The sequence below is a fragment of the uncultured Bradyrhizobium sp. genome (assembly GCF_964252615.1).
Taxonomy (GTDB): Bacteria; Pseudomonadota; Alphaproteobacteria; order Rhizobiales; family Xanthobacteraceae; genus Bradyrhizobium.
Genome location: NZ_CAXUNQ010000048.1, coordinates 1 through 21020 on the forward strand (window position 1 = coordinate 1; position 21020 = coordinate 21020).

Annotated in this window: 21 protein-coding genes and 2 tRNA genes; 18 read left to right on the forward strand and 5 right to left on the reverse strand. The window is 63.5% G+C overall.

The window, feature by feature from the left end; genetic code table 11:
* The 4 genes from ACFE72_RS19600 to ACFE72_RS19615 all read left to right on the forward strand — a co-directional run.
* A partial coding sequence (locus ACFE72_RS19600; protein WP_375414784.1) for a COG4223 family protein occupies window positions 1-770 on the forward strand: 770 nt, incomplete at its 5' end.
* 7 nt (window positions 771-777) lie between these two features.
* Window positions 778-2484: a heme biosynthesis HemY N-terminal domain-containing protein gene (locus ACFE72_RS19605; protein WP_375414785.1), complete on the forward strand. Its 1707-nt coding sequence runs from the start codon at window positions 778-780 to the stop codon at window positions 2482-2484.
* Between the two features lie 141 nt (window positions 2485-2625).
* A tRNA-Thr gene (locus tag ACFE72_RS19610) sits at window positions 2626-2701 on the forward strand.
* Between the two features lie 40 nt (window positions 2702-2741).
* Window positions 2742-2957, forward strand: coding sequence for a hypothetical protein (locus ACFE72_RS19615; RefSeq protein ID WP_375414786.1), 216 nt, complete (start codon window positions 2742-2744; stop codon window positions 2955-2957).
* 161 nt (window positions 2958-3118) lie between these two features.
* Here ACFE72_RS19615 and ACFE72_RS19620 read toward each other — a convergent pair whose 3' ends face one another.
* A complete protein-coding gene (locus ACFE72_RS19620) occupies window positions 3119-4804 on the reverse strand; it encodes an MFS transporter (RefSeq protein WP_375414787.1) in 1686 nt (561 codons plus the stop codon).
* A 151-nt stretch (window positions 4805-4955) separates the two neighbouring features.
* Between ACFE72_RS19620 and ACFE72_RS19625 the strand changes: the two genes are divergently transcribed.
* The 9 genes from ACFE72_RS19625 to ACFE72_RS19665 all read left to right on the forward strand — a co-directional run bounded on the left by ACFE72_RS19625 (window position 4956) and on the right by ACFE72_RS19665 (window position 14101).
* Window positions 4956-6329 (forward strand): hydrolase, encoded by a 1374-nt coding sequence (locus tag ACFE72_RS19625; protein ID WP_375414788.1) that lies wholly within the window; start codon window positions 4956-4958, stop codon window positions 6327-6329.
* Between the two features lie 89 nt (window positions 6330-6418).
* A complete protein-coding gene (locus tag ACFE72_RS19630) occupies window positions 6419-7807 on the forward strand; it encodes a cytochrome P450 (protein ID WP_375414789.1) in 1389 nt (462 codons plus the stop codon).
* Between the two features lie 8 nt (window positions 7808-7815).
* Window positions 7816-9225: an adenylate/guanylate cyclase domain-containing protein gene (locus ACFE72_RS19635; RefSeq protein WP_375414790.1), complete on the forward strand. Its 1410-nt coding sequence runs from the start codon at window positions 7816-7818 to the stop codon at window positions 9223-9225.
* A gap of 462 nt (window positions 9226-9687) precedes the next feature.
* Window positions 9688-10167, forward strand: coding sequence for a TerB family tellurite resistance protein (locus ACFE72_RS19640; RefSeq protein WP_375414791.1), 480 nt, complete (start codon window positions 9688-9690; stop codon window positions 10165-10167).
* A gap of 262 nt (window positions 10168-10429) precedes the next feature.
* Complete coding sequence (locus tag ACFE72_RS19645) at window positions 10430-11206, forward strand: SDR family NAD(P)-dependent oxidoreductase (RefSeq protein WP_375414792.1); 777 nt, start codon at window positions 10430-10432, stop codon at window positions 11204-11206.
* A gap of 111 nt (window positions 11207-11317) precedes the next feature.
* On the forward strand, window positions 11318-11617 hold the full coding sequence (locus ACFE72_RS19650; protein ID WP_375414793.1) for a hypothetical protein: 300 nt from the start codon (window positions 11318-11320) through the stop codon (window positions 11615-11617).
* Window positions 11618-11797: 180 nt separating this feature from the next.
* Window positions 11798-12571, forward strand: a complete 774-nt coding sequence (locus ACFE72_RS19655; protein WP_375414794.1) for a glutamine amidotransferase — start codon at window positions 11798-11800, stop codon at window positions 12569-12571.
* A 163-nt stretch (window positions 12572-12734) separates the two neighbouring features.
* The gene (locus ACFE72_RS19660) at window positions 12735-13292 is read left to right on the forward strand and encodes a nuclear transport factor 2 family protein (RefSeq protein WP_375414795.1); all 558 of its coding nucleotides are present in this window, start codon (window positions 12735-12737) and stop codon (window positions 13290-13292) included.
* Window positions 13289-14101: an enoyl-CoA hydratase gene (locus ACFE72_RS19665; RefSeq protein WP_375414796.1), complete on the forward strand. Its 813-nt coding sequence runs from the start codon at window positions 13289-13291 to the stop codon at window positions 14099-14101. The genes ACFE72_RS19660 and ACFE72_RS19665 overlap by 4 nt, the downstream gene beginning before the upstream one ends.
* An 88-nt stretch (window positions 14102-14189) precedes the next feature.
* On the opposite strand, the gene ACFE72_RS19670 is transcribed toward ACFE72_RS19665, so the two are convergent.
* Window positions 14190-14262: transfer RNA gene (locus ACFE72_RS19670), tRNA-Ala, on the reverse strand.
* A gap of 195 nt (window positions 14263-14457) precedes the next feature.
* Between ACFE72_RS19670 and ACFE72_RS19675 the strand changes: the two genes are divergently transcribed.
* Complete coding sequence (locus ACFE72_RS19675; protein WP_375414797.1) at window positions 14458-14748, forward strand: YggT family protein; 291 nt, start codon at window positions 14458-14460, stop codon at window positions 14746-14748.
* A gap of 24 nt (window positions 14749-14772) precedes the next feature.
* Window positions 14773-15669: a bifunctional methylenetetrahydrofolate dehydrogenase/methenyltetrahydrofolate cyclohydrolase FolD gene (gene folD / locus ACFE72_RS19680; protein ID WP_375414798.1), complete on the forward strand. Its 897-nt coding sequence runs from the start codon at window positions 14773-14775 to the stop codon at window positions 15667-15669.
* 58 nt (window positions 15670-15727) lie between these two features.
* Here folD and ppa read toward each other — a convergent pair whose 3' ends face one another.
* Window positions 15728-16258, reverse strand: a complete 531-nt coding sequence (ppa, locus tag ACFE72_RS19685; protein ID WP_375414799.1) for an inorganic diphosphatase — start codon at window positions 16256-16258, stop codon at window positions 15728-15730.
* A gap of 171 nt (window positions 16259-16429) precedes the next feature.
* Window positions 16430-16939 carry a GNAT family N-acetyltransferase gene (locus ACFE72_RS19690; protein ID WP_375414800.1) on the reverse strand — a complete coding sequence of 170 codons (510 nt, stop codon included), beginning with the start codon at window positions 16937-16939 and terminating at the stop codon, window positions 16430-16432.
* 469 nt (window positions 16940-17408) lie between these two features.
* On the opposite strand from ACFE72_RS19690, the gene ACFE72_RS19695 reads away from it, so the two are divergent.
* From ACFE72_RS19695 to ACFE72_RS19705, 3 genes are all read left to right on the forward strand, one after another.
* A complete protein-coding gene (locus ACFE72_RS19695; protein ID WP_375414817.1) occupies window positions 17409-17588 on the forward strand; it encodes a restriction endonuclease in 180 nt (59 codons plus the stop codon).
* Window positions 17589-17696: 108 nt separating this feature from the next.
* On the forward strand, window positions 17697-18167 hold the full coding sequence (locus ACFE72_RS19700) for a DUF2269 family protein (protein WP_375414801.1): 471 nt from the start codon (window positions 17697-17699) through the stop codon (window positions 18165-18167).
* 7 nt (window positions 18168-18174) lie between these two features.
* Window positions 18175-19503 (forward strand): SDR family oxidoreductase, encoded by a 1329-nt coding sequence (locus ACFE72_RS19705; protein ID WP_375414802.1) that lies wholly within the window; start codon window positions 18175-18177, stop codon window positions 19501-19503.
* A 213-nt stretch (window positions 19504-19716) separates the two neighbouring features.
* On the opposite strand, the gene ACFE72_RS19710 is transcribed toward ACFE72_RS19705, so the two are convergent.
* Window positions 19717-20952, reverse strand: a complete 1236-nt coding sequence (locus ACFE72_RS19710; protein ID WP_375414803.1) for a flavin monoamine oxidase family protein — start codon at window positions 20950-20952, stop codon at window positions 19717-19719.
* Window positions 20953-21020: the final 68 nt, after the last annotated feature.

Sequence of the window (21020 nt, forward strand, 5' to 3'; positions counted from 1 at the left end):
CTCCTGATCCGGCGCTGGCAGCGCAACTCGATGCGCTGGAGAAATCGGTAGCAACGCTGCGCGACCAACTGGGCGCGGCCGATGCGCGATCGCAGCAACTCGCCGCGGTGCTCGAGACCATGAAATCGGCGCCGCGCGAAACGCCTCCGCCGCCCGACCTGTCCGCTGTCAATGCGCGTCTCGCCCAGATCGAAAGCGCAGCCAAAGCACTCTCCGCCGAGATTGCAAAGCGCAACGCAACGCCTGCAGACGATGCGCCGCTGCGCCGCGTCGTGGCGGCGTCCCTGCTCGACGTGTCGGTGCGGACGGGTGAACCCTATACGGCGGCACTGGCAGCAGCCAAACCGCTTGTCACTCCGGATGCGCTGAAGCCGCTCGACGTCTTCGCCGCCGCCGGCGTTCCGAGCGTCAACGGTCTCAACCGCGAACTTCTGGCGTTGCTGCCGAAATTGTCGCCGGCTCAGGACACCGCCGTCGCCGGCCCGGGCATCGTCGATCGGCTGCAGGCCGGTGCCGCGCGGCTGGTCCGCATCGAGCGCACCGACGCGATTTCCGGCAGCGATCGCAACGCCATCGTCGCGCGGGTGACCGCGGCGGCGTTGCGCAACGATCTCGCGGAGGCGCGGCGCGAACTGAAAACGCTGGCTCCCGCCGATCGGGCGGCCGCGCAGTCCTTCATCGACAAGGCCGATGCGCGCGACGCCGCATTGGCGGCTTCCCGTCAATTCGCGGCCGACGCCATGGCGGCACTCAATAAACCGGCCCAGTAGGATTCTGATGCACCGTATCATTCTGTTTCTTGTACTGATCGCGCTCGCGGCCGCAGGCGCCGCATGGATTGCCGAGCAAAGCGGCGACGTCGCGCTGTCGTGGGGCGTCTGGCGACTGCAGACGTCGCTGCCGGTATTCGTGCTCGCGCTCGGCGTCGTCCTGGTCGCGGCGATGCTGGCGTGGTCGATCCTGCGCGGACTCTGGCGCATGCCGGCCCGGGCTCGCCGCACGCGGCGCGAGCGGCGTCACGCGCGGGGCCGGCACGCCATCACTCACGGACTGCTCGCCGTCGGCCACGGTGATTCCGGCGCCGCACGCGCGCATGCCGACGTCGCGCGGCGCCATGCCGGCAACGATCCGCTGACGCTGCTGCTGCACGCGCAGTCGGCGCAACTCGAGGGCGACCGCGAGGGCGCCCAGCGCGCCTTCCGCGCCATGGCGGAGCGCGGGGATACGCGCCTGCTCGGCTTGCGCGGATTGTTCGTTGAGGCGCAGCGCGCCGACGATCCGAATGCCGCGGTGACCATCGCCGAAGAGGCGTTGAAGCTGTCGCCCGGAGCAACGTGGGCATCGCAGGCGGTACTGGGGTTCCGCTGTGCCAAAGGCGACTGGACCGGCGCGCTTGCCATTCTCGACCACAACCTCGCCGCGGGATTGCTGGACAAGGCCGGCTGGCGCCGACAGCGCGGCGTGCTGTTGACGGCGCGCGCGCTGGAACTGGAGAATCTCGATCGCGACCTGTCGCGCGAAATCATCATGGAAGCGGTCAAGCTCGCGCCGACCCTGGTGCCGGCGGCGGTGCTGGCGGGCAAATACCAGAGCGAGGCGCATCAGATCCGGCGCGCGATGCGGCTGATCGAGGCGGCTTGGCAAGTGCAGCCGCATCCCGATCTCGCGGACGCCTATGCCCATGTCAAACTTGGTGATTCGGCGCGGCAGCGGCTGGTCCGGGTCGAAACCCTGGCCGACAAGGCGCCCGGCCATATCGAGAGCGCGCTGGCGGTGGCGCGTGCCGCCGTCGACGCCAGCGAATTTTTGCGCGCGCGCGAGGTTCTCGCGCCTTTCATTGCAAGCCCGACCCAGCGCGTGGCGATGCTGATGGCGGAGCTTGAGCGCAGCGAGCACGGAGATAGCGGCCGCGCGCGGGCGTGGATGCTGCGCGCGGTCCGCGCCCGGCACGATCCGGTATGGACCGCGGACGGCTATGTGTCCGACCGCTGGCGGCCGGTGTCTCCGGTCACCGGACGGCTCGATGCGTTTCAATGGCAGACGCCGGTGGAGGCGCTGCCGTCGGACAAGGGCGTCACCGTCGAGGCGTCGCCGTTCGAGGAAGCGATGCTGGCGCCGCCGCGCCAGGTCGCCAAGGAGACTGCCCTAAGTGAGCCGGTGCCGTCCGGCGCGCCTTCGGCCGACCCCGCGCGATCGGCCGCGCAGGATAATCTGCCCGCGACTGCCGGAGCGACGGCTTCGCCGCCAATTGCGCCGTCATCGCCGGCCGAACCTGCGGTCACGCCGCCGCCGATGTTTCGGCAACGTCAGGATCTCGCCAAGGGCGGCGCGTCCGCGGTTCCTCCGGTCATCCCCATCCTGCGTGCGCCCGACGATCCCGGGATCGACGATGAGGCCCAAAGCGATGAATTCACCCCGCCCGCCGATCCTGCGCAGGTCCAGGCCGGCGGCTGGCGCGGCTTTCTGGCGCGCTGGGGCGGGTGAGCGAATACCCCGTTGGATTCGGCGCATTGCAGCCAAACCGGCCTGCTTCACAGCTCTGGAACCCCGCCGGTTCTTGCAAAGCCGCGCGCTGCCCGATATCAGGTGCCGAGCGTCCGGCCACGCCGGAAGCGCTGATGGTCCGCCGCAATAGCTCAGTTGGTAGAGCACGTCATTCGTAATGACGGGGTCGGGGGTTCGAATCCCTCTTGCGGCACCAATTTTGGTTCTGCGCGTTGATAGGCATGAAAGCATTCAAGATGACCAGAATTCTGCTCGCCATCCCTTTAGTTCTGATCGTCTCCGCGGCTTCCGCCCAGAGCGGACGGCCTGATCCGGGCTGCGCGCGCGACGTGTCACGATTTTGCCGGGGGCAGATGAATGACGGTGATATGGTCGTCCTTGGATGTCTGAAGCAAAACCGCGCGCGGCTGAGCAAGACCTGCGCCAAGGTGCTGACGGATCACGGGCAGTAACGAGACTCCGTCATTCCGGGACACGGTCTTCGCGTGCGCCGGGAATCCATACTCCTCTGCACCGGCATTTGGATGCTGAACGTGAATACCGGCGTTATAGATTCCAGGCTCGCTCGCCGCGCGCGCGCCCGGGAATGACGGCGGTAAAAAACCGCGCGCACTTATGTGCTGCTTCCGGCCGGCGTCGCCGCCGGCAGCACCTCGCTGGCGGCGCGGTCGGGGGTATCTTCCTTCCAGCGCACGGAGCCGAACGGGCGCTCGAGCATGCGGCGGACCCGCACCGGCTCAATGCCGGTGTGGAACGCTATCGCGCGCAAATGGAGATCGCGCTCGGACTGCGTCGAACGGTTGCGCTGGCGCAGATAGTCCAGCCAGGTCGGGCAGTGATAGCGCTCGGTCCACAGTTCGGGATCGGCGATGTCGCGGGCGATCGACCAGCCATAGGCGCCGTTGCGCTGGCGGCTGAGCTGCACTTCCTGCATCAGGCCGTGAAAGGCGCGGGCGCTGTTCTGCTCGACGCGATATTCGATCTCCACCACCAGCGGCCCGCTGCGGCCGGTGAGCGGAAGCCTGACCTCCGGATCGGCCAGCAAATCGGCGGCCTCGTTGCGGCCGCCGATCGGCGGCATTTCCAGCCACAGTCCAAGCAGCGGCGAGACAAACATCGCCGCGGCCGATACCAGCAGCGCCGTCTCAACGCCAACGATGTCGGTGAGATGGCCCCAGCCCCAGCTGCCGATGGCAATGCCGCCGGCGATCGCGGCCTGGAACGCCGCCAGCGAGCGGCCCGCGACCCAGCGCGGCGCCGACAGTTGCACGCCGATGTTGAACAGCGCCACGGCAAGCATCCACACCGATCCCGCAAGCACCAGCGCCGCGGCGGTGATCACCGGCTCCTTGCTGATCGCGATCGCGGCAATCGCCAGCCCCATGGTGATCGCGCAGACCCGCACGGAGCCTTCGCCGCTCAGCCGTTTGCGCACTTCGCCGATATTCAGCGCGCCGATCACCGCACCCATGCCGAAGGCGCCGAGCATGATGCCATAGGTCTGCGCGCCGCCGTGCAAGAGGTCGCGCGCCACCAGCGGCATCAGCGCCGACACCGAGCCGCCGAGCAGGCCGGTCACGAGCGTCCGGGTCAGCACGATGCGGATCGAAGGCGAATTGGCGATATAGCGCACGCCGGAGACGATGGCCCGGGTGAGTTTCTCGCGCGGCAGCCGCGAGGGCTCGCTGGTGCGGCGCCACAGGAACAGCACGACCAGCAGCGGAATATACAGCACCGCGTTGGCAGCGAAGGCGGCTACCGCACCGGCCGTGGCGACCACGATGCCGCCGATGGCGGGGCCAAAACTGCGCGCGATATTGTAGCTGATGCCGTTCAACGCCACGGCGGACGGCAGCGTCTCCGCAGGCACCTGCTCGCTGACCGAGGACTGCCAAGCCGGCCCGAACAGCGCCATGCCGCAGCCGACCACGAAGCAGAATGCCAGCAGGATGTTCGGCGTGACGAGGCCGAGCCAAGCCATTACCGCGAGCGCGGTGGCGCCGGCAAGCGAGATCGAGAGCGATATCAGCGCCACGATGCGCCGGTCATACATGTCGGCGATGGCGCCGGCCGGCATTGAGATCAGCATGATCGGCAGCATCAAGGCGGTCTGTACCAGCGCGACCTTGTCGGCCGACGACGTCATCAGGGTCATCGCCCAGGCGGCGCCGACGCCCTGGATCAGCAGCCCGAGATTGGACAGCAGGCTGGCCAGCCAGATGCGGCGGAATATCGAATGGCGCAGCGGAGCTGCGATACTGTCGGCGGAAAGCCTCGATCGCTTCGGCAGGTCAGTCATAACGGTTCCATAGCGCGCCGGGGGTGTCCGACCCTTTGATTTCAACGAGTCGTCATGTGATGCCTGCGAAACTCCATGGCTGTCCAGTGCCCCTGCGGCTATAACCTGCGCCGAAGCGCGGTCAGGGTGCGCAAAAATAACGGAGGTATCAATGAGCCTATCGCGGCGCACGGTTTTAAAGGGCACCGCGGTGCTGCCTTTGGCGGCTCACGGTTTTGGCTTCGGCGCCGCCGCCCAGACCAGCGCCGCGCCCGCCGGAGCCGCGGACATTCCGCCGATCCTGTTCGTCCACGGCAATGGCGACCACGCGGCCTTGTGGATGACGACGCTGTGGCGGATGGAATCCAACGGCATTCCCCGCGACTGCATGGCCGCTATCAATTTCACCGATCCGCTGGCGCGAACCGACGACACGGTGGGGCAGCCGAACCGGTCCTCGACCGAGGATCAGCGCCGCGAACTCGGCGAGGCTATCAAGGAGCTGAAGCGCCGTACCGGAGCTGCGCGCATCGCCCTTGTCGGCAATTCGCGCGGCGGCAATTCAATCCGCAGCACTATCAAAAACGGCGGAGCCGCGGATGTCAGCCACGCCGTGCTGTGCGGCGTTCCCAACCATGGCGTCTATGACTGGGACGATGGCCCTGGCGGCGAGTTCAACGGCCGTGGACCGTTCCTGCGCGGGCTCAATGAGGGCGAAACGGAGGTTACAGCAGGCACATCGTTCCTGACATTGCGCAGCGACGGCATGGACAAGTATGCCCAGCCCGACGGCCGCTTCGTCGGCAAGCCGGGCACATCGACCGGCATTACGTCGGACGGCCCCGCGCTCAAGGGCGCGATCAATCTCGTGCTCGGTCCCGTCGACCACCGCGAAACCGCGTTTTCGCCGCGCGCGTTCCGCGAGATCTATAAATTCATCGCCGGCCGCGAGCCAGAGCGCATCGCGATTGCGCCGGAGGCCGAGGTCAAATTGAGCGGCCTCGTCACCGGCACTCCCGGCGGCGTGCAAACCAATCGCCCGGTCGCCGGCGCATTGGTGGAAATTTTTCGCGTATCCCCGGATACCGGCGAGCGCATCGGCGGCGCGGTACACGCGTCGCAGACCAGCACGGACGGACGCTGGGGCCCGGCGCAAGTCGATCCGTCGTGGTATCTCGAGATGGTGCTGACCGCAGCGGGTTCGACCACCACGCATTTCTACCGCTCGCCGTTTCCGCGATCGTCCGAGGTGGTGCACTTGCGCGCGGCGCGTCCTTTGGCCCCTGCCGAGGCAGCAACCGGCGCGGTCGTCGTCATGTCGAGGCCGCGCGGTTATTTCGGCCTGCCGCGCGACGTGGTACTGCTCGACGGCAAGGAACCTGTGGACGTGAAATCGGGGGTACCGACCGATTCGGTCAGCACTGTTAGCCTTCCGGCCGCGGAGGCTGGCCGCGCCGTGGTGGCGCTTTTCAATCAGGAGCGCATTGTCGCACGGGCGTGGCCGGCCGCGGAAAACCGGATGTCGGTCGTGGAGCTGACGACCTAGCGGTTTTACCAATCTGCCCCTGCTGGCGCCGGAATTCCGGACTATATGGGCTGGATGCGGTTCTGGTACCGTCAACTGCGAGGCCGTAAGTGAGCATTGCCGAAGCCTACGACATTCCGCCCGCGCGACCGCCGCTGGTGCCGCCGGCCCCGCCGCGCGCGCCCTCCAATATCGGCCCGTTCGGGCGGGTGGCGGCGATGCGCAAGAACGCGATCGGAAGCTGGGGTCAGCGCGCTTACGAAGAGGACGTCATCCGGATCCAGTTTTTCGGCCGCAGCAGTTTTGTTCTCAATACGCCGGACTCGATCCGCCATGTGCTGGTCGACAATTACGAGAACTATGTCCGTACCCCGGCGGCTGTTCGCGTGCTCAAGCCGATGCTCGGCGAGGGCCTGCTGATCGCCGAAGGCCGCAACTGGAAGCATCAGCGCCGCACGCTGGCGCCGGCGTTCACGCCCCGTGCGGTCAATATGCTGATCCCGCACATGACCACGGCGACCGATGAGACGATCGCAAAACTCCAGGCGGGGAGCGGCGGCCCGGTGGACTTGCGCGAAGCGATGCAGCGCATGACGCTGGAGATTGCCGGCCGCACCATGTTCTCGTTCGGGATGGACCGTCACGGTGCGGCCTTGCGCGACTTCGTAATGGAATACGGCACGCGGCTGGCGCGGCCGCATTTGCTCGACCTGCTGTTGCCGCTCGGCTGGCCGAGCCCGCAGGATATTTCGCGCGCCTTCTTCCGCAAGCGCTGGACCCGTTTCGTGGCGATGCTGATGGCGGAGCGCCGCGCCGCCGGCAAGAACGACGGTGCCCCGCCGCGCGATCTCTTCGACCTGATGGGTGCGGCGCGCGATCCGGAGACCGGCGCCGCCTTTTCCGACGAGCAACTCGGCGATCAGATCGCGACCATGATCCTGGCCGGCCACGAAACCACCGCAACGGCGCTGTTCTGGTCACTGTATCTGCTGGCGCTCGATCCGGCGACGCAGGAAGAGCTGGCGATCGAAGTGCAGGGTGCGAATGTGAACGGCGCGCTCGACATCGGGCGGTTGAAATTCACCCGCGCCGTGATGGACGAAACCATGCGGCTGTATCCGCCGGCCTTTCTCATCGCGCGCGCCGCCGATGGTCCCGATATGATCGCGAGGTTGCCGGTCAAGAAGAATGACATCGTTCTGGTCGCGCCCTGGCTGCTGCATCGGCATGAAAAATTGTGGCACGAGCCGAACGCGTTCATTCCGGCTCGCTTCATGCCGGGGGTGCCGCCGCCCGACCGCTTCGCCTATCTGCCGTTCGGGGTAGGTGCGCGGGTCTGCATCGGCGCGCATTTCGCGCTGGTCGAGGCGGTGCTGGCGCTTGCGAAAATCATCGGCGCTTTCCGCGTCGAGCTTCTCGACAAGAAACCTGTGCTGCCGGTGGGCGTGGTGACGACGCAGCCGGATCGCTCGCCGATGTTCCGCATCTCGCGGCGCTGAGCAAAGCCATGAGCGACGTTCGCGCCCTGTATGCCGTGCTGAGGCAAACCACCGATCCGCAGGTAGCGGAAGCCATCGAGCAGCTGATCGACACCGGCGGGGATCGCGACCTCAACCGGATCAACGTGCTGGATTTTTCGGCGCGAACCGGACTTGACGAGGAGCGGGCGATTTCCGGCTTTCTCCATGCCTCCCGGCTGGGCTTGTTCGATCTCTCCTGGAATGTGTTGTGCCCTGGCTGTAGTGGCGTGCTCGATGCCCACACAACGCTGAAATCGCTGCGCCACGACGACTACAATTGCGCGCTTTGCGCCGCCGGATACGAAGCCTCGGTCGACGAGATGGTCGAGGTCGCCTTCACGGTCAGCCCCCGGGTCCGGCGCATCGCGGCACACGACCCCAACACGCTGCCGCTCTGGGAATATCTCCGGCAGATATTCTGGAGCTCGGGAATCGACATCGACAAAGATGAGTTCATGCGCCTCAAGGACGAGGCGACGCTGGAAGCCATCGAACTGCCGCCTGGTGAGAAGGCGATGCTGTCGCTGCAATTGCCCAATCAGTTCGTCATTGTATTCGAGCCGGTCACCCACTCGGCCCAGTTTCTCGCCGTCGGCGGCGAGCCGACCCGCGAGCGTCAGCAGCTCTCGATCGTGTTCAACAAGCTGCATGCGCCGACCGGAACTACGGAAATGCGTCCCGGACCCCTGCGGCTCACACTCGAAAACCAGTCCGACGTGCGGGTGCTTCCCGCAGTCTGGATCGCCGGCGATGCGCTTCATGAAATGCTGGGCAAGCGCAAGCCTATCCTCACCGCCAAGCGGATGCTGACCAACCAGACCTTTCGCGATGTCTACAAGGCCGACAATCTCAACATCGACCAGCGGCTCAAGATCACCTCGCTGACATTCCTGTTCACCGATCTAAAGGGCTCCACCGCGCTGTATGAACGCGTCGGAGACCTTGCCGCGTTCGATCTGGTCCGCGCGCATTTTCACGCGCTGCTGGAGATCATTTCGTCCGAAAAGGGCGCGGTAGTGAAGACCATCGGCGACGCCGTGATGGCAACCTTCATCAAGCCCGAACAGGCGCTGACCGCCGGCTTGCGGATGCGCGCGGCCATGGATGAGCTCAATAAGGAGCGCGGCAGGGAAGACCTGATCATTAAGGTCGGCATTCACGAAGGGCCGTGCCTCGCGGTCATGCTCAACGAGCGACAGGATTATTTCGGCCAGACTGTCAATATTGCCGCGCGCGTGCAGGGGTTGTCGAACTCTCACGCCATGCATGTGACAGGTCCCGTGATCGATTCGCCGGCAGTCGCCGATATCCTGCGCAGCGCCTCGATCGAGCCTGTTCAAAAGGAGGCGGCGCTGCGCGGTATTGCCGACAAGATCGTCGTTTACGAAATTCCGTGACGCTTTTGGCAGGCCCGGCCTTGAGCCGGGCATCTACGTCTTGGCGGTCTCTAAGCAAGAAAGACGTGAATGGCCGGGATTGTCCCTACTGGATGCACGCATCTCGTCGTCATTGCCGAGATTGACCCGGCAATCCATCCGCTTCGAAACGACTCTTTCCGAAGATGGATGGATACGCGGGTCAAGCCCGCGTATGACGGGATATGTGAATTCAGTAGGGCTTGACCCGGCAATCCATCCTTAAAAGAGCATTTCGAAGTGATGGATACGCGGGTCAAGCCCGTGTATGACGAAATGTGTGAATCCAGTAGGGACAAGCCCGGCCATGACGGCTGTTTTCGTTGCCGAACCGTAATACGCGGCCACGCCGGGACGGATTGCGCGCGTTGGGTTTCAACCCATATATCTGCGGTAACGTCCGCCCGACGGGGCGCGACCTCGGACATTTCGGTTGAGAAATTGATGCTGGACAAACTGCGACAATTCATTGCTGACGTTGTTTCTCCCACCGCGCACGAAAGTCAGGCATTTGACGATACCGGCTATCGCCTCGCGGCGACGGCGTTGTTGGTGCACGTCATCTCGCTCGACGGCGAGCCTTCCGACGTCGAGAAACGCAAACTCCACAGCCTGCTGGAAAGCAGGTTCAAGCTTGATCGCGGCACCGCGGACCAACTGATCGCGTCGGCGACCTTGGTCGAGGGCGAGGCCGTCGATCTTTATCACTTCACCAGCCTCATCATGCGTTCGTTAGATGAAGAGGGCAGGCTTCGCATCGTCGAAATGATGTGGGAACTGGTCTATGCCGATGGCCAGGTCACCGAGTTCGAGGACAACGTGGTCTGGCGCGCGGCCGATCTACTCGGCGTGTCGTCCCGGGACCGTATCGATCTCAAGCACCGGGTCGCGGCCCATCGGCCCGCGCCTGTCGCAGGTGGCTGAGACGGTTTGCTGCGGCAATCTGACGCTCGGAAGCCTCGCGCGTCGATGCCAGACGCGGGAGCATGACAAAATTTTAATGTGGCGATTGTCATCGCGCTGGATGAAATACGCACGAAATTGCACACCGCTGCGAATATTTGAGCACCGCCGCATCCTGATGACGGCGATACGCTCGCGAATGGCTTGCTCCCGCCTGAGGCCTATGGTCTGCTGCAATGCGAAGCGCCAAGTAGTGTGCAGATAATTTCAAGAGCATTCAATCGTGACTGAGCGCGTGACGCTGATTACGGGTGCCTCGGCGGGAATAGGCGCCGAACTGGCGCGGGTATTTGCGTCGAACGGCCACCGGGTCGCCTTGGTGGCGCGGCGGGCTGATCGTCTCGAAACGCTGGCGAGGGAAATCGTAGCCTCGGGCGGGGCGGCGCCGATCATCATTCCAAGCGATCTCCAACAACCTGATGCCGGCGACAAGATCGCCGCAGTGCTGGCCGCCGCGGGTGTCGAGGTCGAGATCGTCGTCAACAATGCGGGTTTCGGCAAGTTCGGCCACGCCATCAAGATCAATCGCACGGACCAGCTCGGCATCATTGCGGTGAACATTCGCTCATTGACGGACTTGTCGCTGCGGTTTTCCGACCAACTGATCCGGCACCGGGGCGGCATACTCAATATCAGCTCGATCGCCGGGTTTTTGCCGGGACCTGGCATGGCGGTCTATTATGCCTCCAAGGCCTATGTGCTGTCGTTCACCGAAGCGCTGCGCTGCGAACTAGGCCCGCGCGGCGTGCGCGTCACAGCGCTTTGTCCCGGCCCGGTACCGTCTGAATTTCAGGCGCGCGCCGGTTTCAAGCCCGGGTTCGATTCCGTGGTTCTGAACGTCTCAGCCGCAGAAGTGGCGCGTGCCGGCTATCGCGGCCTGATGGCCAACAAGCGCGCGGTGCTGCCCGGCCTCGGCATCAAGGCGGTGCCGTTTCTGCTGCGGCTGTTTCCGCGCAGCTTCATTCTGGCTGCGGTGGGCAGACTTCAGCTGAAGCGCTGACGCACAGGTTTCGCGCAAGCTGTTTTGCTCAGCCTCGTCAACTGGCGGCACGGCCCCAAATCGATTACTCTTTCTGAATTGCACCTAATTTTTCAACCGCCAGGAGGGGAAATGACGAAGTTGCACGATTGGGAAGCCGTTGCCGACATGATGCCGCCAAAGCCGTTCTCGTTGCGGGTGACAGGCAAGGTGAAAGGCAACGAGGGGCAAACCGTTGAACTCGCCCCTGCGGTTCCACAGGGCATCAACCCTGAGATCCTGATCCTTGAACTGACGATACAAGGGCGCGGCGCCAAGCCGGCCGATCTCGATGGAGCGTACGAGGATCCGAAATACGATGGCCAATACAAGCAGGTGACGATCCGATACGAGGCTGAAACCGTAACGGTCGATATCAAGATCGTTGCTTGACCGTTCGAGGGTAACGTAGCCCCTTGAGCGTCGGCGTGCGGTGGTGCCGCATGTCGCCGGTTACCGGCAGGGTTCAATTGCGAAAGCGCCGACAGCAGCCTAGGTCTTGCCAGGATCATTGTTTGGCCCGCGTTTTGCTTGGAAAATATTTCGTTAACCAAGCTGCGGCATGATCCCGGGATGTTGAGACACGAACCAGCCTGCTTCCTGAACGCCCGGCCTCTGCTGCCGGTATTGATCGTCCTGCATCAGGAGACATCGACGCCGGGCCGCGTAGGCAATGTACTGCGCGCGTTGGGACATCCGCTGGACATCAGGCGTCCGCGCTTTGGCGATTGCTTGCCGGAAACGCTGGACGGCCACGCCGGCGCAGTGATTTTCGGCGGTCCCATGAGCGCGAACGACCCGGACGATTTTGTGCGGCAGGAAATCGACTGGATCGCCGTGCCGCTCCGGGAGCAGCGACCGTTCCTGGGGATTTGCCTCGGCGCACAGATGCTGGCGAAGCAGCTTGGCGCGCGGGTCGCGCCGCATCCGCAAGGTCGCGCACAAATCGGATATTATCCGATCCGGCCCACAGCCGCCGGCCGCGCGACCTGCCCGGACTGGCCGGATCACGTTTATCACTGGCATTGCGAAGGTTTCGATTTGCCTGCCGGCGGCGAGCTGCTGGCCGAGGGCAGCGATTTTCCGATTGAAGCTTTCCGCTTCGGCCTTTCGTTCGGCTTTCAGTTTCATCCCGACGTGACCTACGCAATGATGCACCGCTGGACCACGCGCGGCCATGAACGTCTCGGTCTGCCCGGCGCCCGCCCGCGTCACCATCATTTCGCCGACCGCGCGGTTCATGATGTGACCGAGCGTGCCTGGCTGAAGGCATTTCTCGATGGCTGGCTGGCACGGATGCCCGAACTTGCAGGCTCCGGACTGGTCATGGCCCAAGCCGCGGAATAGTTACACCCCGTCACTGCCGGGCTTGACCCGGCATCGATCACTCGAAAAGCCTTACGAAGAGGGTGGGTGCTCGGGTCAGCCCGCGCATGGCGCAGCCCTGATGTGATAGTGTCGATTCCAAGCCTGCGGCTTAAGCAATCGGCAGGCACCAGGGGATAGCGACATGACCGGCGACGACTTCACGAAACTATTGAACGAGTTCACGCATTCGGCGGAATCCGGCGACGGCGCACGTTTCGCAAACCATTTCACCGAAGACGCCGTTTATCACGATTACATCTACGGCCCGCATAAGGGCCGGGCCGACATTGCGTATATGATGCAAAATCTTTTCCATCGGGATGCCGCGGATTATCGATGGGAAATGTTCGATCCGGTGTTCGACGGTATCCAAGGATATGCGTGGTCGCTGTCGAGCTTCACCTCCAAGATCGAGCGGTTCAAAGGCCGGCATGTCGTGATCGACGGCATGAGCCGCTTCATCCTGCGCGATGGCTTGATCGCTGAATACCGCGAGTCCGTCAATGGCGGCATTGCGATGACCCAGCTCGGGGTGGCGCCGGATCGCATGAGCAAAGTCTTCGCGCGCTGGACCGGGTGGCTGCAGGACCGGCCGGAGACGGTCGACTATCTGGCGCGGCCCAGGGGGACCGGACGTCAAAGCCAAGACAACGATACCGTCGCAACAGACCACCAACGATGCCAGGGAGATTTGCCGTGACCTATCAGCACATCCTCTATGAGGTGGACCAGAAGATCGCGACCATCACCCTCAACCGGCCCGACCGCATGAATGCGTGGACGCCGACCATGGAGCGCGACGTGCGCGACGCCATGGAGGCCGCGGCGAAGGACGACGGCGTGCGCGTCATCGTCCTTACCGGCGCCGGCCGCGCGTTCTGCGCCGGTGCGGACATGGACGCGCTGAAGGGGCTCGATCCCGACGACATCAGGCGCGCCGAGAGTGTGCCGCCATTCGACATGAACCGGCGGCCCGACTGGCAGGCGCGCTATGCATTCTATCCCTCGATTGCAAAGCCGGTGATCGGCATGTTGAACGGCGCGGCGGCCGGCATCGGCCTTGTGCACGCATTGTATTGCGACCTGCGGTTCGCCGCCGATAATACCGTGTTCACCACGTCGTTCGCGCGCCGCGGCTTGATCGCCGAGCACGGCATCAGCTGGATGCTGCCGCGCATCGTCGGCCATGCCAATGCGCTCGACCTGTTGATCTCGGCGCGCCGCGTTTCCAGCGAGGAGGCGCTGCGCATCGGACTGGTAAACCGGCTGTATCCTGCAGACCAGTTGCGTCAGCAGACCTACGCTTATGCGCGCGATCTCGCGGATTTCGTCTCGCCAAGCGCGATCGCCGTGATCAAGCGGCAGCTTTACGACGTCCCGTTCCAGACGCTGGCCGAAGCCACCATCGACGCTAATCGTGAAATGGCCGTGGCGTTGCGTGGCCGCGATTTTCGCGAAGGGGTGGCGAGTTTTATGGAGAAGCGGCCGCCGCGGTTTACCGGGCAGTGAGTGTGGTTCGGCCCGCCTTTGCCCTGCGGGCTACGCCGGGCGCGCTTCGCATTGTTTCCTGCGTGGCTGCGTGGCCGAAGGCGACGCGTGGAGCCAGGCGGGTTCGAACCGCCGACCTCGTCATTGCGAACGACGCGCTCTACCAACTGAGCTATGGCCCCCACGCGACCGCCTCGATGGGTTCGAAGGCAGCCCCGCAATCGCCGCCATTTACAATCCGCGGGAATGCCAAGTCAAGAACGTCGAAATCGATGTTTTCCGCGGCATTCGCGGGGAACTTCCCTTGTTTGCGGGGGGATGAACCGATATTTAGCGGGTAGTCGAATCCGCGACCGAACCCGCGAGCCAATCCCGTCATGCGCGCCATTCTTGACATCATTCTGATCGTCCTCGATCTCTACGTCTGGCTGCTGATCGCCTCGGCGATCCTGTCATGGCTGATCGCGTTCAACGTCGTCAACACGCGCAACCAGTTCGTATCGTCGGTGGCGGAGTTCCTCTACCGGATCACCGAACCGGTGCTGGCACCGATCCGCCGGATGCTTCCGAGTCTCGGCGGACTCGATATCTCACCGATCATCCTGATCCTGATCATCATGTTCATTCAGCGGGTCATCACCTATTACATCTATCCCAGCGTGTTCTGACCGCGTGAAACCGATGCGCCCCGCATGACCGCGCGAATCATCGACGGAAAAGCAATTGCTGCGGCGGTTCGCGCTCACGTCGCCGACGAAGTGGCGCGGGTTCAGCGCGCGCATGCGATGACGCCCGGACTTGCCGTGGTGCTGGTCGGCAGCGACCCCGCCAGCGAGGTTTACGTGCGCAGCAAGCACAAACTGACCCAGGCCGCCGGCATGGCCTCGTTCGAGCATGTACTGCCGTCCGACGTCGGGCAGGATGAATTGCTCGCGCTGATCGGACGGCTCAATCGCGATCCCCTCGTGCATGGGATACTGGTCCAGTTGCCGTTGCCGAAGTCGCTCGACACCGAAAGCATCATCAACGCCATTGATCCGGCGAAGGATGTCGACGGGCTGCATCCGAACAACGCCGGACGCCTCGCGGCCGGATTGCCCGCGCTGTCGCCCTGCACCCCGCTCGGCTGCATCATCTTGACCAAGAGCGTGCATGCGTCGCTGCAGGGCATGAACGCCATCGTGATCGGCCGTTCCAATCTGGTCGGCCGGCCGCTGGTGCAATTGTTGCTCAATGAAAACGCCACGGTGACCATAGCGCATTCGCGGTCGCGCGATCTCGCGCAATTGTGCGCCCGTGCCGATCTTGTGTATGCCGCAGTCGGCAAGCCCGAAATGGTGCGCGGCGACTGGATCAAGCCCGGCGCTACGGTAATCGATGTCGGCATCAACCGTCTGTCCGGAACTGACGGCAAAACCCGCCTAGTCGGTGATGTCGCCTTTCAGGAAGCGTCAGGTGTCGCGGGTGCGATCACGCCGGTGCCGGGCGGTGTCGGGCAGATGACGGTGGCGTGCCTTCTGGTCAATACGCTGCGCGCCGCCTGCGCCATTCACGGCCTGCCGCCGCCGGAGGTGCAGCCGCTCTGGTGACCCGGACGCGCCGCAGCGTTCTTCACGCCGCTCCGCGCTGCGTCCGGGGCACGAGACTCTACTTCCCCTTGGCGCGCGCGATGCCTTCCAGGATCAATTGGCGTGCGTCCTCTGCATTGCCCCAGCGCAGCACCTTCACCCATTTGCCGGGCTCGAGATCCTTGTAGTGCTCGAAGAAATGCTGGATCTGCTGCAGCGTGATTTCCGGAAGATCGCTGTAGGTCTTCACCTTGTCGTAGCGCTGGGTAAGCTTCGACGACGGCACCGCGATGATCTTTTCGTCACCGCCGGCCTCGTCTTCCATCAGCAGCACGCCTACGGGGCGCACGCTCATCACGGCGCCGGGAACGATGGCACGGGTGTTAGCGACCAGCACGTCGCAAGGATCGCCATCGCCGGACATGGTATGGGGTATGAAGCCGTAATTTCCGGGATAGCGCATGGCGGTATAAAGGAATCGGTCGACCACCAGCGTGCCGGCATCCTTGTCCATCTCGTATTTGATCGGCTCGCCGCCGACCGGCACCTCGACGATGACATTGACCTCGTGCGGCGGATTGGTCCCGATCGAGATGGCGTCAATACGCATGGGGTGGCTCCGTGATTGAGCGGCATGTCAACCGAATACACAGTCGTCCGAATACACAGTCGTCATACGCGGGCTTGACCCGCGTATCCATCCATCTTCGGAAGAGTCGTTTCGAAGGAGATGGATTGCCGGGTCAGGCCCGGCAAGGACGGTCGAGGCAAATGCCGGACTTCAGTTCGACCAGGCGAATGCGACCTTGTCGAGCGACTTCGGTCCGAATTTCTCGGAGGACCGCGCCACCATCCGCCCGCCGAGGGCGCGATAAAACTCGGTCGCATGGTCGTTGTCGGAAAGCGCCCAGATCACCATGCTTTTCAGGCCGCTTTGCACCAGGTCGCGCTTTGCCGCGGTAAACAACCGGCGGCCGAAGCCGAGGCCCTGAAATTCCGGACGCAGATAGAGCTCGTAGATTTCGCCTTCGAAATGCAGGCTGCGTGCACGATTGCGGCCATAATTGGCATAGCCCGCGACCTTGTCGCCGAACACCAGCACGCTGACGCGGCTGCCCTTGCGGATCGCGCTGTCCCACCATTGCGGGCCGCGGCGGTTGATCAGCTTCTCAAGTTCGGCGCCGGGGATGATGCCCTGATAGGCGGAGCGCCAGGCTTCATCATGGGTCGAGGCCACCGCGGATGCGTCCGCAGCTTTGGCCGGTCGAACCTCGATCAGGGTTGTGCTCATGGATGCAATCAAAGCAAGTCAGCGCGCCGGCTTCAAGGTCTATCGTTAATTATCGGTTAACGTGTGGATTTTCTGCATCAGTTTTTGCGTCCGGCTGTCTCGAAAAAGGACAAGGCACGGTTCCGGCGGGCACTTCAGCGGCGGTTTTGCTAGGCGCGGGAATTTCGGGAGTTTTTTCGCCGAGCAGACATCAGGCTGGCCTGCAAAAATACGCCGGATTCGATTCGCGGCGCGTCTTTTTGGTCGCAAACCGATCGACCGGTACCTGACAGACGCAATGTTAAAGCAGCAATGGCCGGTGCGCTGCCGATCCGGCTACCCCGCTCACGCGATTTTGTTCGACAGCCGGGCGACGAACCTTCGGCTCGCGGGCGTCGCGCGCAAATGCCGCAGCCAGAATATCCAGAGAGGGGCATTCCGAGAGCGCCAAGCTGCCGCTGCGGATGCCGCAAGCAAGGCCGGATTGGCAATGGTCGGTCGAGCAGCCGAAGGCTTGGTAATAACCACAGCAACGTTCACTGCGGATGCTCGCCGAGAGGCAACACGGAATGGGGCGCCGGCAATCGATCTTGTCGACGGTGATACTCTTGGCAGCCTATTAAACGCCTTGGGATCGGAATTTCCGTCGAACAAGTCGAGCACGTCATAGTCGACAAAAAAGTATTTGCTGATATTTGAGCTTCTGCGGAGATCGAGGGAGGCATAAAATCGGCAGGGCGGAACTGGATCGCGCGTTGGCGAAGCCTGCGAAAAAAATATGACGTTTTACTTCATCATCAAATATCTGCACGTGCTTGGCGCCATCGTCATTCTCGGCACCGGAACCGGCATCGCATTTTTCATGCTGATGGCTCATCGCAGCCGCGATACGGCTTTCATCTCGCAAACGGCCGCCACGGTCGTGATCGCCGACATGCTGTTCACGGCATCTGCGGTCATCCTGCAGCCTGTCACCGGGGGACTGTTGATGGTGCTGTCATCGGCGGCGGTTGCCGAGCAGTGGCTCGCCATCTCGCTCGCTCTCTATGTTGTCGCCGGGCTCTTCTGGATTCCCGTGATCTTCATGCAAATCGAAATACGCGATCTGGCGCGCGCCGCTTCGGCGCAGAGCGTACCGTTGCCGCCGCGTTATTTTGCTTTGTTCCGCCGCTGGTTTCTGTTCGGTATCCCCGGTTTCGGCTCTGTCATGATCGTTCTTTGGCTGATGATAACCAAGTCACAATTCTAAAACCATCATGAGCCAGGGAAATCTCTCACGCAAAATTCTCGTCCTCGGCGCATCCGGCTTGATTGGACGGTTCGTAACTGACGACTTGCGCGCACGGAATTTTGACGTTGTAGGCATCGCGCGGCGGTTCCCGGCGTCGCAAAGCACGCCGGGGGACCTCGAAATGCCGATCCTTTCGATGGATTCTGCGTCGCTGGCGCGGCTACTGCGCGACCGCGGAATCGATCTGGTGGTCAACTGCCTCGGCGTATTGCAGGACGGTCCCGGCAGCGACACCCGCGCGGTGCATCGCGATTTCGTTGCGCGGTTGTTACAGGCGATCCGCCAGAGCGGGCGGGCGGTCCGTGTTGCACACATCTCGATTCCGGGCAATGCCGCAGACGACCATACGGCGTTTAGCCAGACCAAGCGCGAAGCCGAGCAACTGATAGCTGCGTCCGGCGTAGCTTACGCGATCCTGCGTCCGGGCTTCGTGATCGCGCCGTCGGCCTATGGCGGCAGCGGGATGCTGCGTGCACTGGCCGCGCTCTCGATTGATCTTCCGGCCCGTGAGGATTCCATGCCATTCCAGCCCGTCTCCGTCGCGGATATAGCCGCCACGATTGCATGGTTGGCCAACCGCGATTCCGATGACGAAGCAGGGAACGCAGTCGCATGGGATCTCATGCAGCCGCAGTCGGTGACGCTCGGCGGAGTGATCGCGCAATTCCGCCGGTCGTTCGGTACTGCGACCGCCTTCCGTATTACGCTGCCGGCTTTCATGCTCGATCTGGGCGCAAAGCTAGGCGATCTCGCCAGTTGGCTCGGCTGGACGCCGCCAATGCGTACCACTGCTATCGCCGAACTGCGCCGTGGGGTGCAGGGCAATCCTTCGGCCTGGATGGCGGCAACTGGCATCGTACCCAAAACCGTTGAGGAGACCTTTGGACGTCGCACCGCGACCATCCAGGACAAATGGTTCGCGCGGCTGTTCTTGATCAAAGCGCTGATGATTGCAAGTCTCGCGGCGTTCTGGATCGCGTCCGGCTTCATCGCATTGGTGCTATCCTATGACGCCGCCGCGGCAATCCTGACATTGCACCACTTTCCGCCCGCGCTCGTGGGGCCGGTTACCATCGGCAGCAGCCTGATCGACATGGCAATCGGCATATTGATCGTGTTTCGCCGGACCTGCGTGGCTGGATTGGTCGCCGGCATGGGTGTGTCGCTCGGCTACATGGCAGGTGCGGCAATTCTGACGCCGGATTTATGGATCGAGCCGCTCGGCGCGCTGGTTAAGACCGGCCCCGCGATCGTGTTGATGCTGGTGGCGCTGCTGACGCTCGATAATAGATGATGAGACGCTCGTGATCGACCCATGGCCGGACGACGACGTGATCCTTTATGACGGCGTCTGCGTATTCTGCTTGCGCTGGATCCGCTTCGTGAACAGGTCGTCCAGCCGAGTTGCGTGCCGGAAATCTCTTGCCGAATCCTGATCATGCCATCACCGCACGGTCAGCTAATCCGCAACTCCGATCCATGCGATTTATCGCATATTTGGGACCATTCATTTCGTTGTCATCACTTCCGCCGCCGCCCTCTCCCCCGAATCCCTCGCCCCATGGGCAGTCGAGAAAAAGTTCGGCGAAGTGGCCTCGCCGGCGAAGAACAGCCTTCCATCGACCGGTGCGGCAAGCAGCGCGCGGGCGCCGGCGTGGCCGGGCAGAGCGTGGGAATAGGCGCCGCGGGCAAACGGGTCATGCGCCCAGCGTGATTCTGCCAGCGGCTTTAGCTTGCGGCGAAAGTCGGAGCCGAGCAGCGTCACGATCTGGTCGATGCTTTCGGCCGCGAACGCGCCCGCTCCGGCCTGTTCCAGTTCGCGCGCAAAGGTGCCGCCGAAAAAACCCTCGATGCAGGGCTGGCCGAAAGGGCGCAGGTGAAAGCTGCCCGTCGCCGTGCGCATGGTGGCGCCGCGCAGGCTGCCGTCTTCCGGCAGCGCGTCGGCGTCATCGAGCGCCAGCATCACCTTGTCGTCGACGCCGAGCGGCAGGCCGCGTGCGGCGTCCACCTTGGCCGGCAGCGCCGGGTGAAAGCGGATCGCTTCGTCGCCGATCAGGTTGGTCGGCACGGTGACGATGACCTTGCTCGCCGCCAGCGCGCCGCGCGAGGTCTCGATCCGCACGCGCTTGCCGGAGTGATCGATCAGCGTCACTTGCGTGTTCAGCGCGACCCCGCACGCCGCGCCGTAAGCCGTCATCAGCGCGCCATAACCGCGCCGTACCCGCCAGTTTATTTCGGTGTCCTCATACGCCGCCATGTCCTGGATCGAGACCCGGTCGAGTTCGCTGCCGTTCACATAGGTGGAGATGGCGTGGATCATCGGATTCCAGCGATTGCCGGGATCGAGATAATGGCTCGCCGTATCGTCACCGCAGTCTTCGGCGGCCTGCCCGGCGCGTTCATAGAACGCGTCGAGCGCGGCGATAAAATCCAGCCGTTCGGCTAACGGAAACCCGGTATCAAAACTCTGCTCGCGCCATGGCGGGCGCGTCGTGTCGATTTCGAAGTTCAACTGCCTTGCGATTTCGACGAACGAGTTCTTGTCCGCCGAATGCAGCCAGCCACAGCCGAGGTCGAAGGTGATGCCCGGCGCCGGCAGAATCGTATGAGCGCGGCCGCCGACGCGGTCACGCGCTTCCAGCACAAGGACGGTGAGGCCGGAGTTTTGCAGCGCATGGGCGGCGCCAAGGCCGGCGGCGCCGGCCCCGATTACGGCGACATCGATGGAGGAGGGAAGGGACATGCGAGCCTATGTTGTCGTCACGCCCGGCCTTGCGCCGAGCATCCACGTCTTACGAGTTTTCCAAGACG

Coding starts and splice junctions, on each gene's coding strand:
- ACFE72_RS19650 (WP_375414793.1), top strand. CDS start 11,318: ATGACGAAGTTGCACGATTGGGAAGCCGTTGCCGACATGATGCCGCCA.
- ACFE72_RS19615 (WP_375414786.1), top strand. CDS start 2,742: ATGACCAGAATTCTGCTCGCCATCCCTTTAGTTCTGATCGTCTCCGCG.
- ACFE72_RS19705 (WP_375414802.1), top strand. CDS start 18,175: ATGAGCCAGGGAAATCTCTCACGCAAAATTCTCGTCCTCGGCGCATCC.
- folD (WP_375414798.1), top strand. CDS start 14,773: ATGACCGCGCGAATCATCGACGGAAAAGCAATTGCTGCGGCGGTTCGC.
- ACFE72_RS19690 (WP_375414800.1), bottom strand. CDS start 16,939: ATGAGCACAACCCTGATCGAGGTTCGACCGGCCAAAGCTGCGGACGCA.
- ACFE72_RS19660 (WP_375414795.1), top strand. CDS start 12,735: ATGACCGGCGACGACTTCACGAAACTATTGAACGAGTTCACGCATTCG.
- ACFE72_RS19695 (WP_375414817.1), top strand. CDS start 17,409: ATGGTCGGTCGAGCAGCCGAAGGCTTGGTAATAACCACAGCAACGTTC.
- ACFE72_RS19710 (WP_375414803.1), bottom strand. CDS start 20,952: ATGTCCCTTCCCTCCTCCATCGATGTCGCCGTAATCGGGGCCGGCGCC.
- ACFE72_RS19635 (WP_375414790.1), top strand. CDS start 7,816: ATGAGCGACGTTCGCGCCCTGTATGCCGTGCTGAGGCAAACCACCGAT.
- ACFE72_RS19625 (WP_375414788.1), top strand. CDS start 4,956: ATGAGCCTATCGCGGCGCACGGTTTTAAAGGGCACCGCGGTGCTGCCT.
- ACFE72_RS19655 (WP_375414794.1), top strand. CDS start 11,798: ATGTTGAGACACGAACCAGCCTGCTTCCTGAACGCCCGGCCTCTGCTG.
- ACFE72_RS19700 (WP_375414801.1), top strand. CDS start 17,697: ATGACGTTTTACTTCATCATCAAATATCTGCACGTGCTTGGCGCCATC.
- ACFE72_RS19675 (WP_375414797.1), top strand. CDS start 14,458: ATGCGCGCCATTCTTGACATCATTCTGATCGTCCTCGATCTCTACGTC.
- ACFE72_RS19620 (WP_375414787.1), bottom strand. CDS start 4,804: ATGACTGACCTGCCGAAGCGATCGAGGCTTTCCGCCGACAGTATCGCA.
- ACFE72_RS19605 (WP_375414785.1), top strand. CDS start 778: ATGCACCGTATCATTCTGTTTCTTGTACTGATCGCGCTCGCGGCCGCA.
- ACFE72_RS19640 (WP_375414791.1), top strand. CDS start 9,688: ATGCTGGACAAACTGCGACAATTCATTGCTGACGTTGTTTCTCCCACC.
- ppa (WP_375414799.1), bottom strand. CDS start 16,258: ATGCGTATTGACGCCATCTCGATCGGGACCAATCCGCCGCACGAGGTC.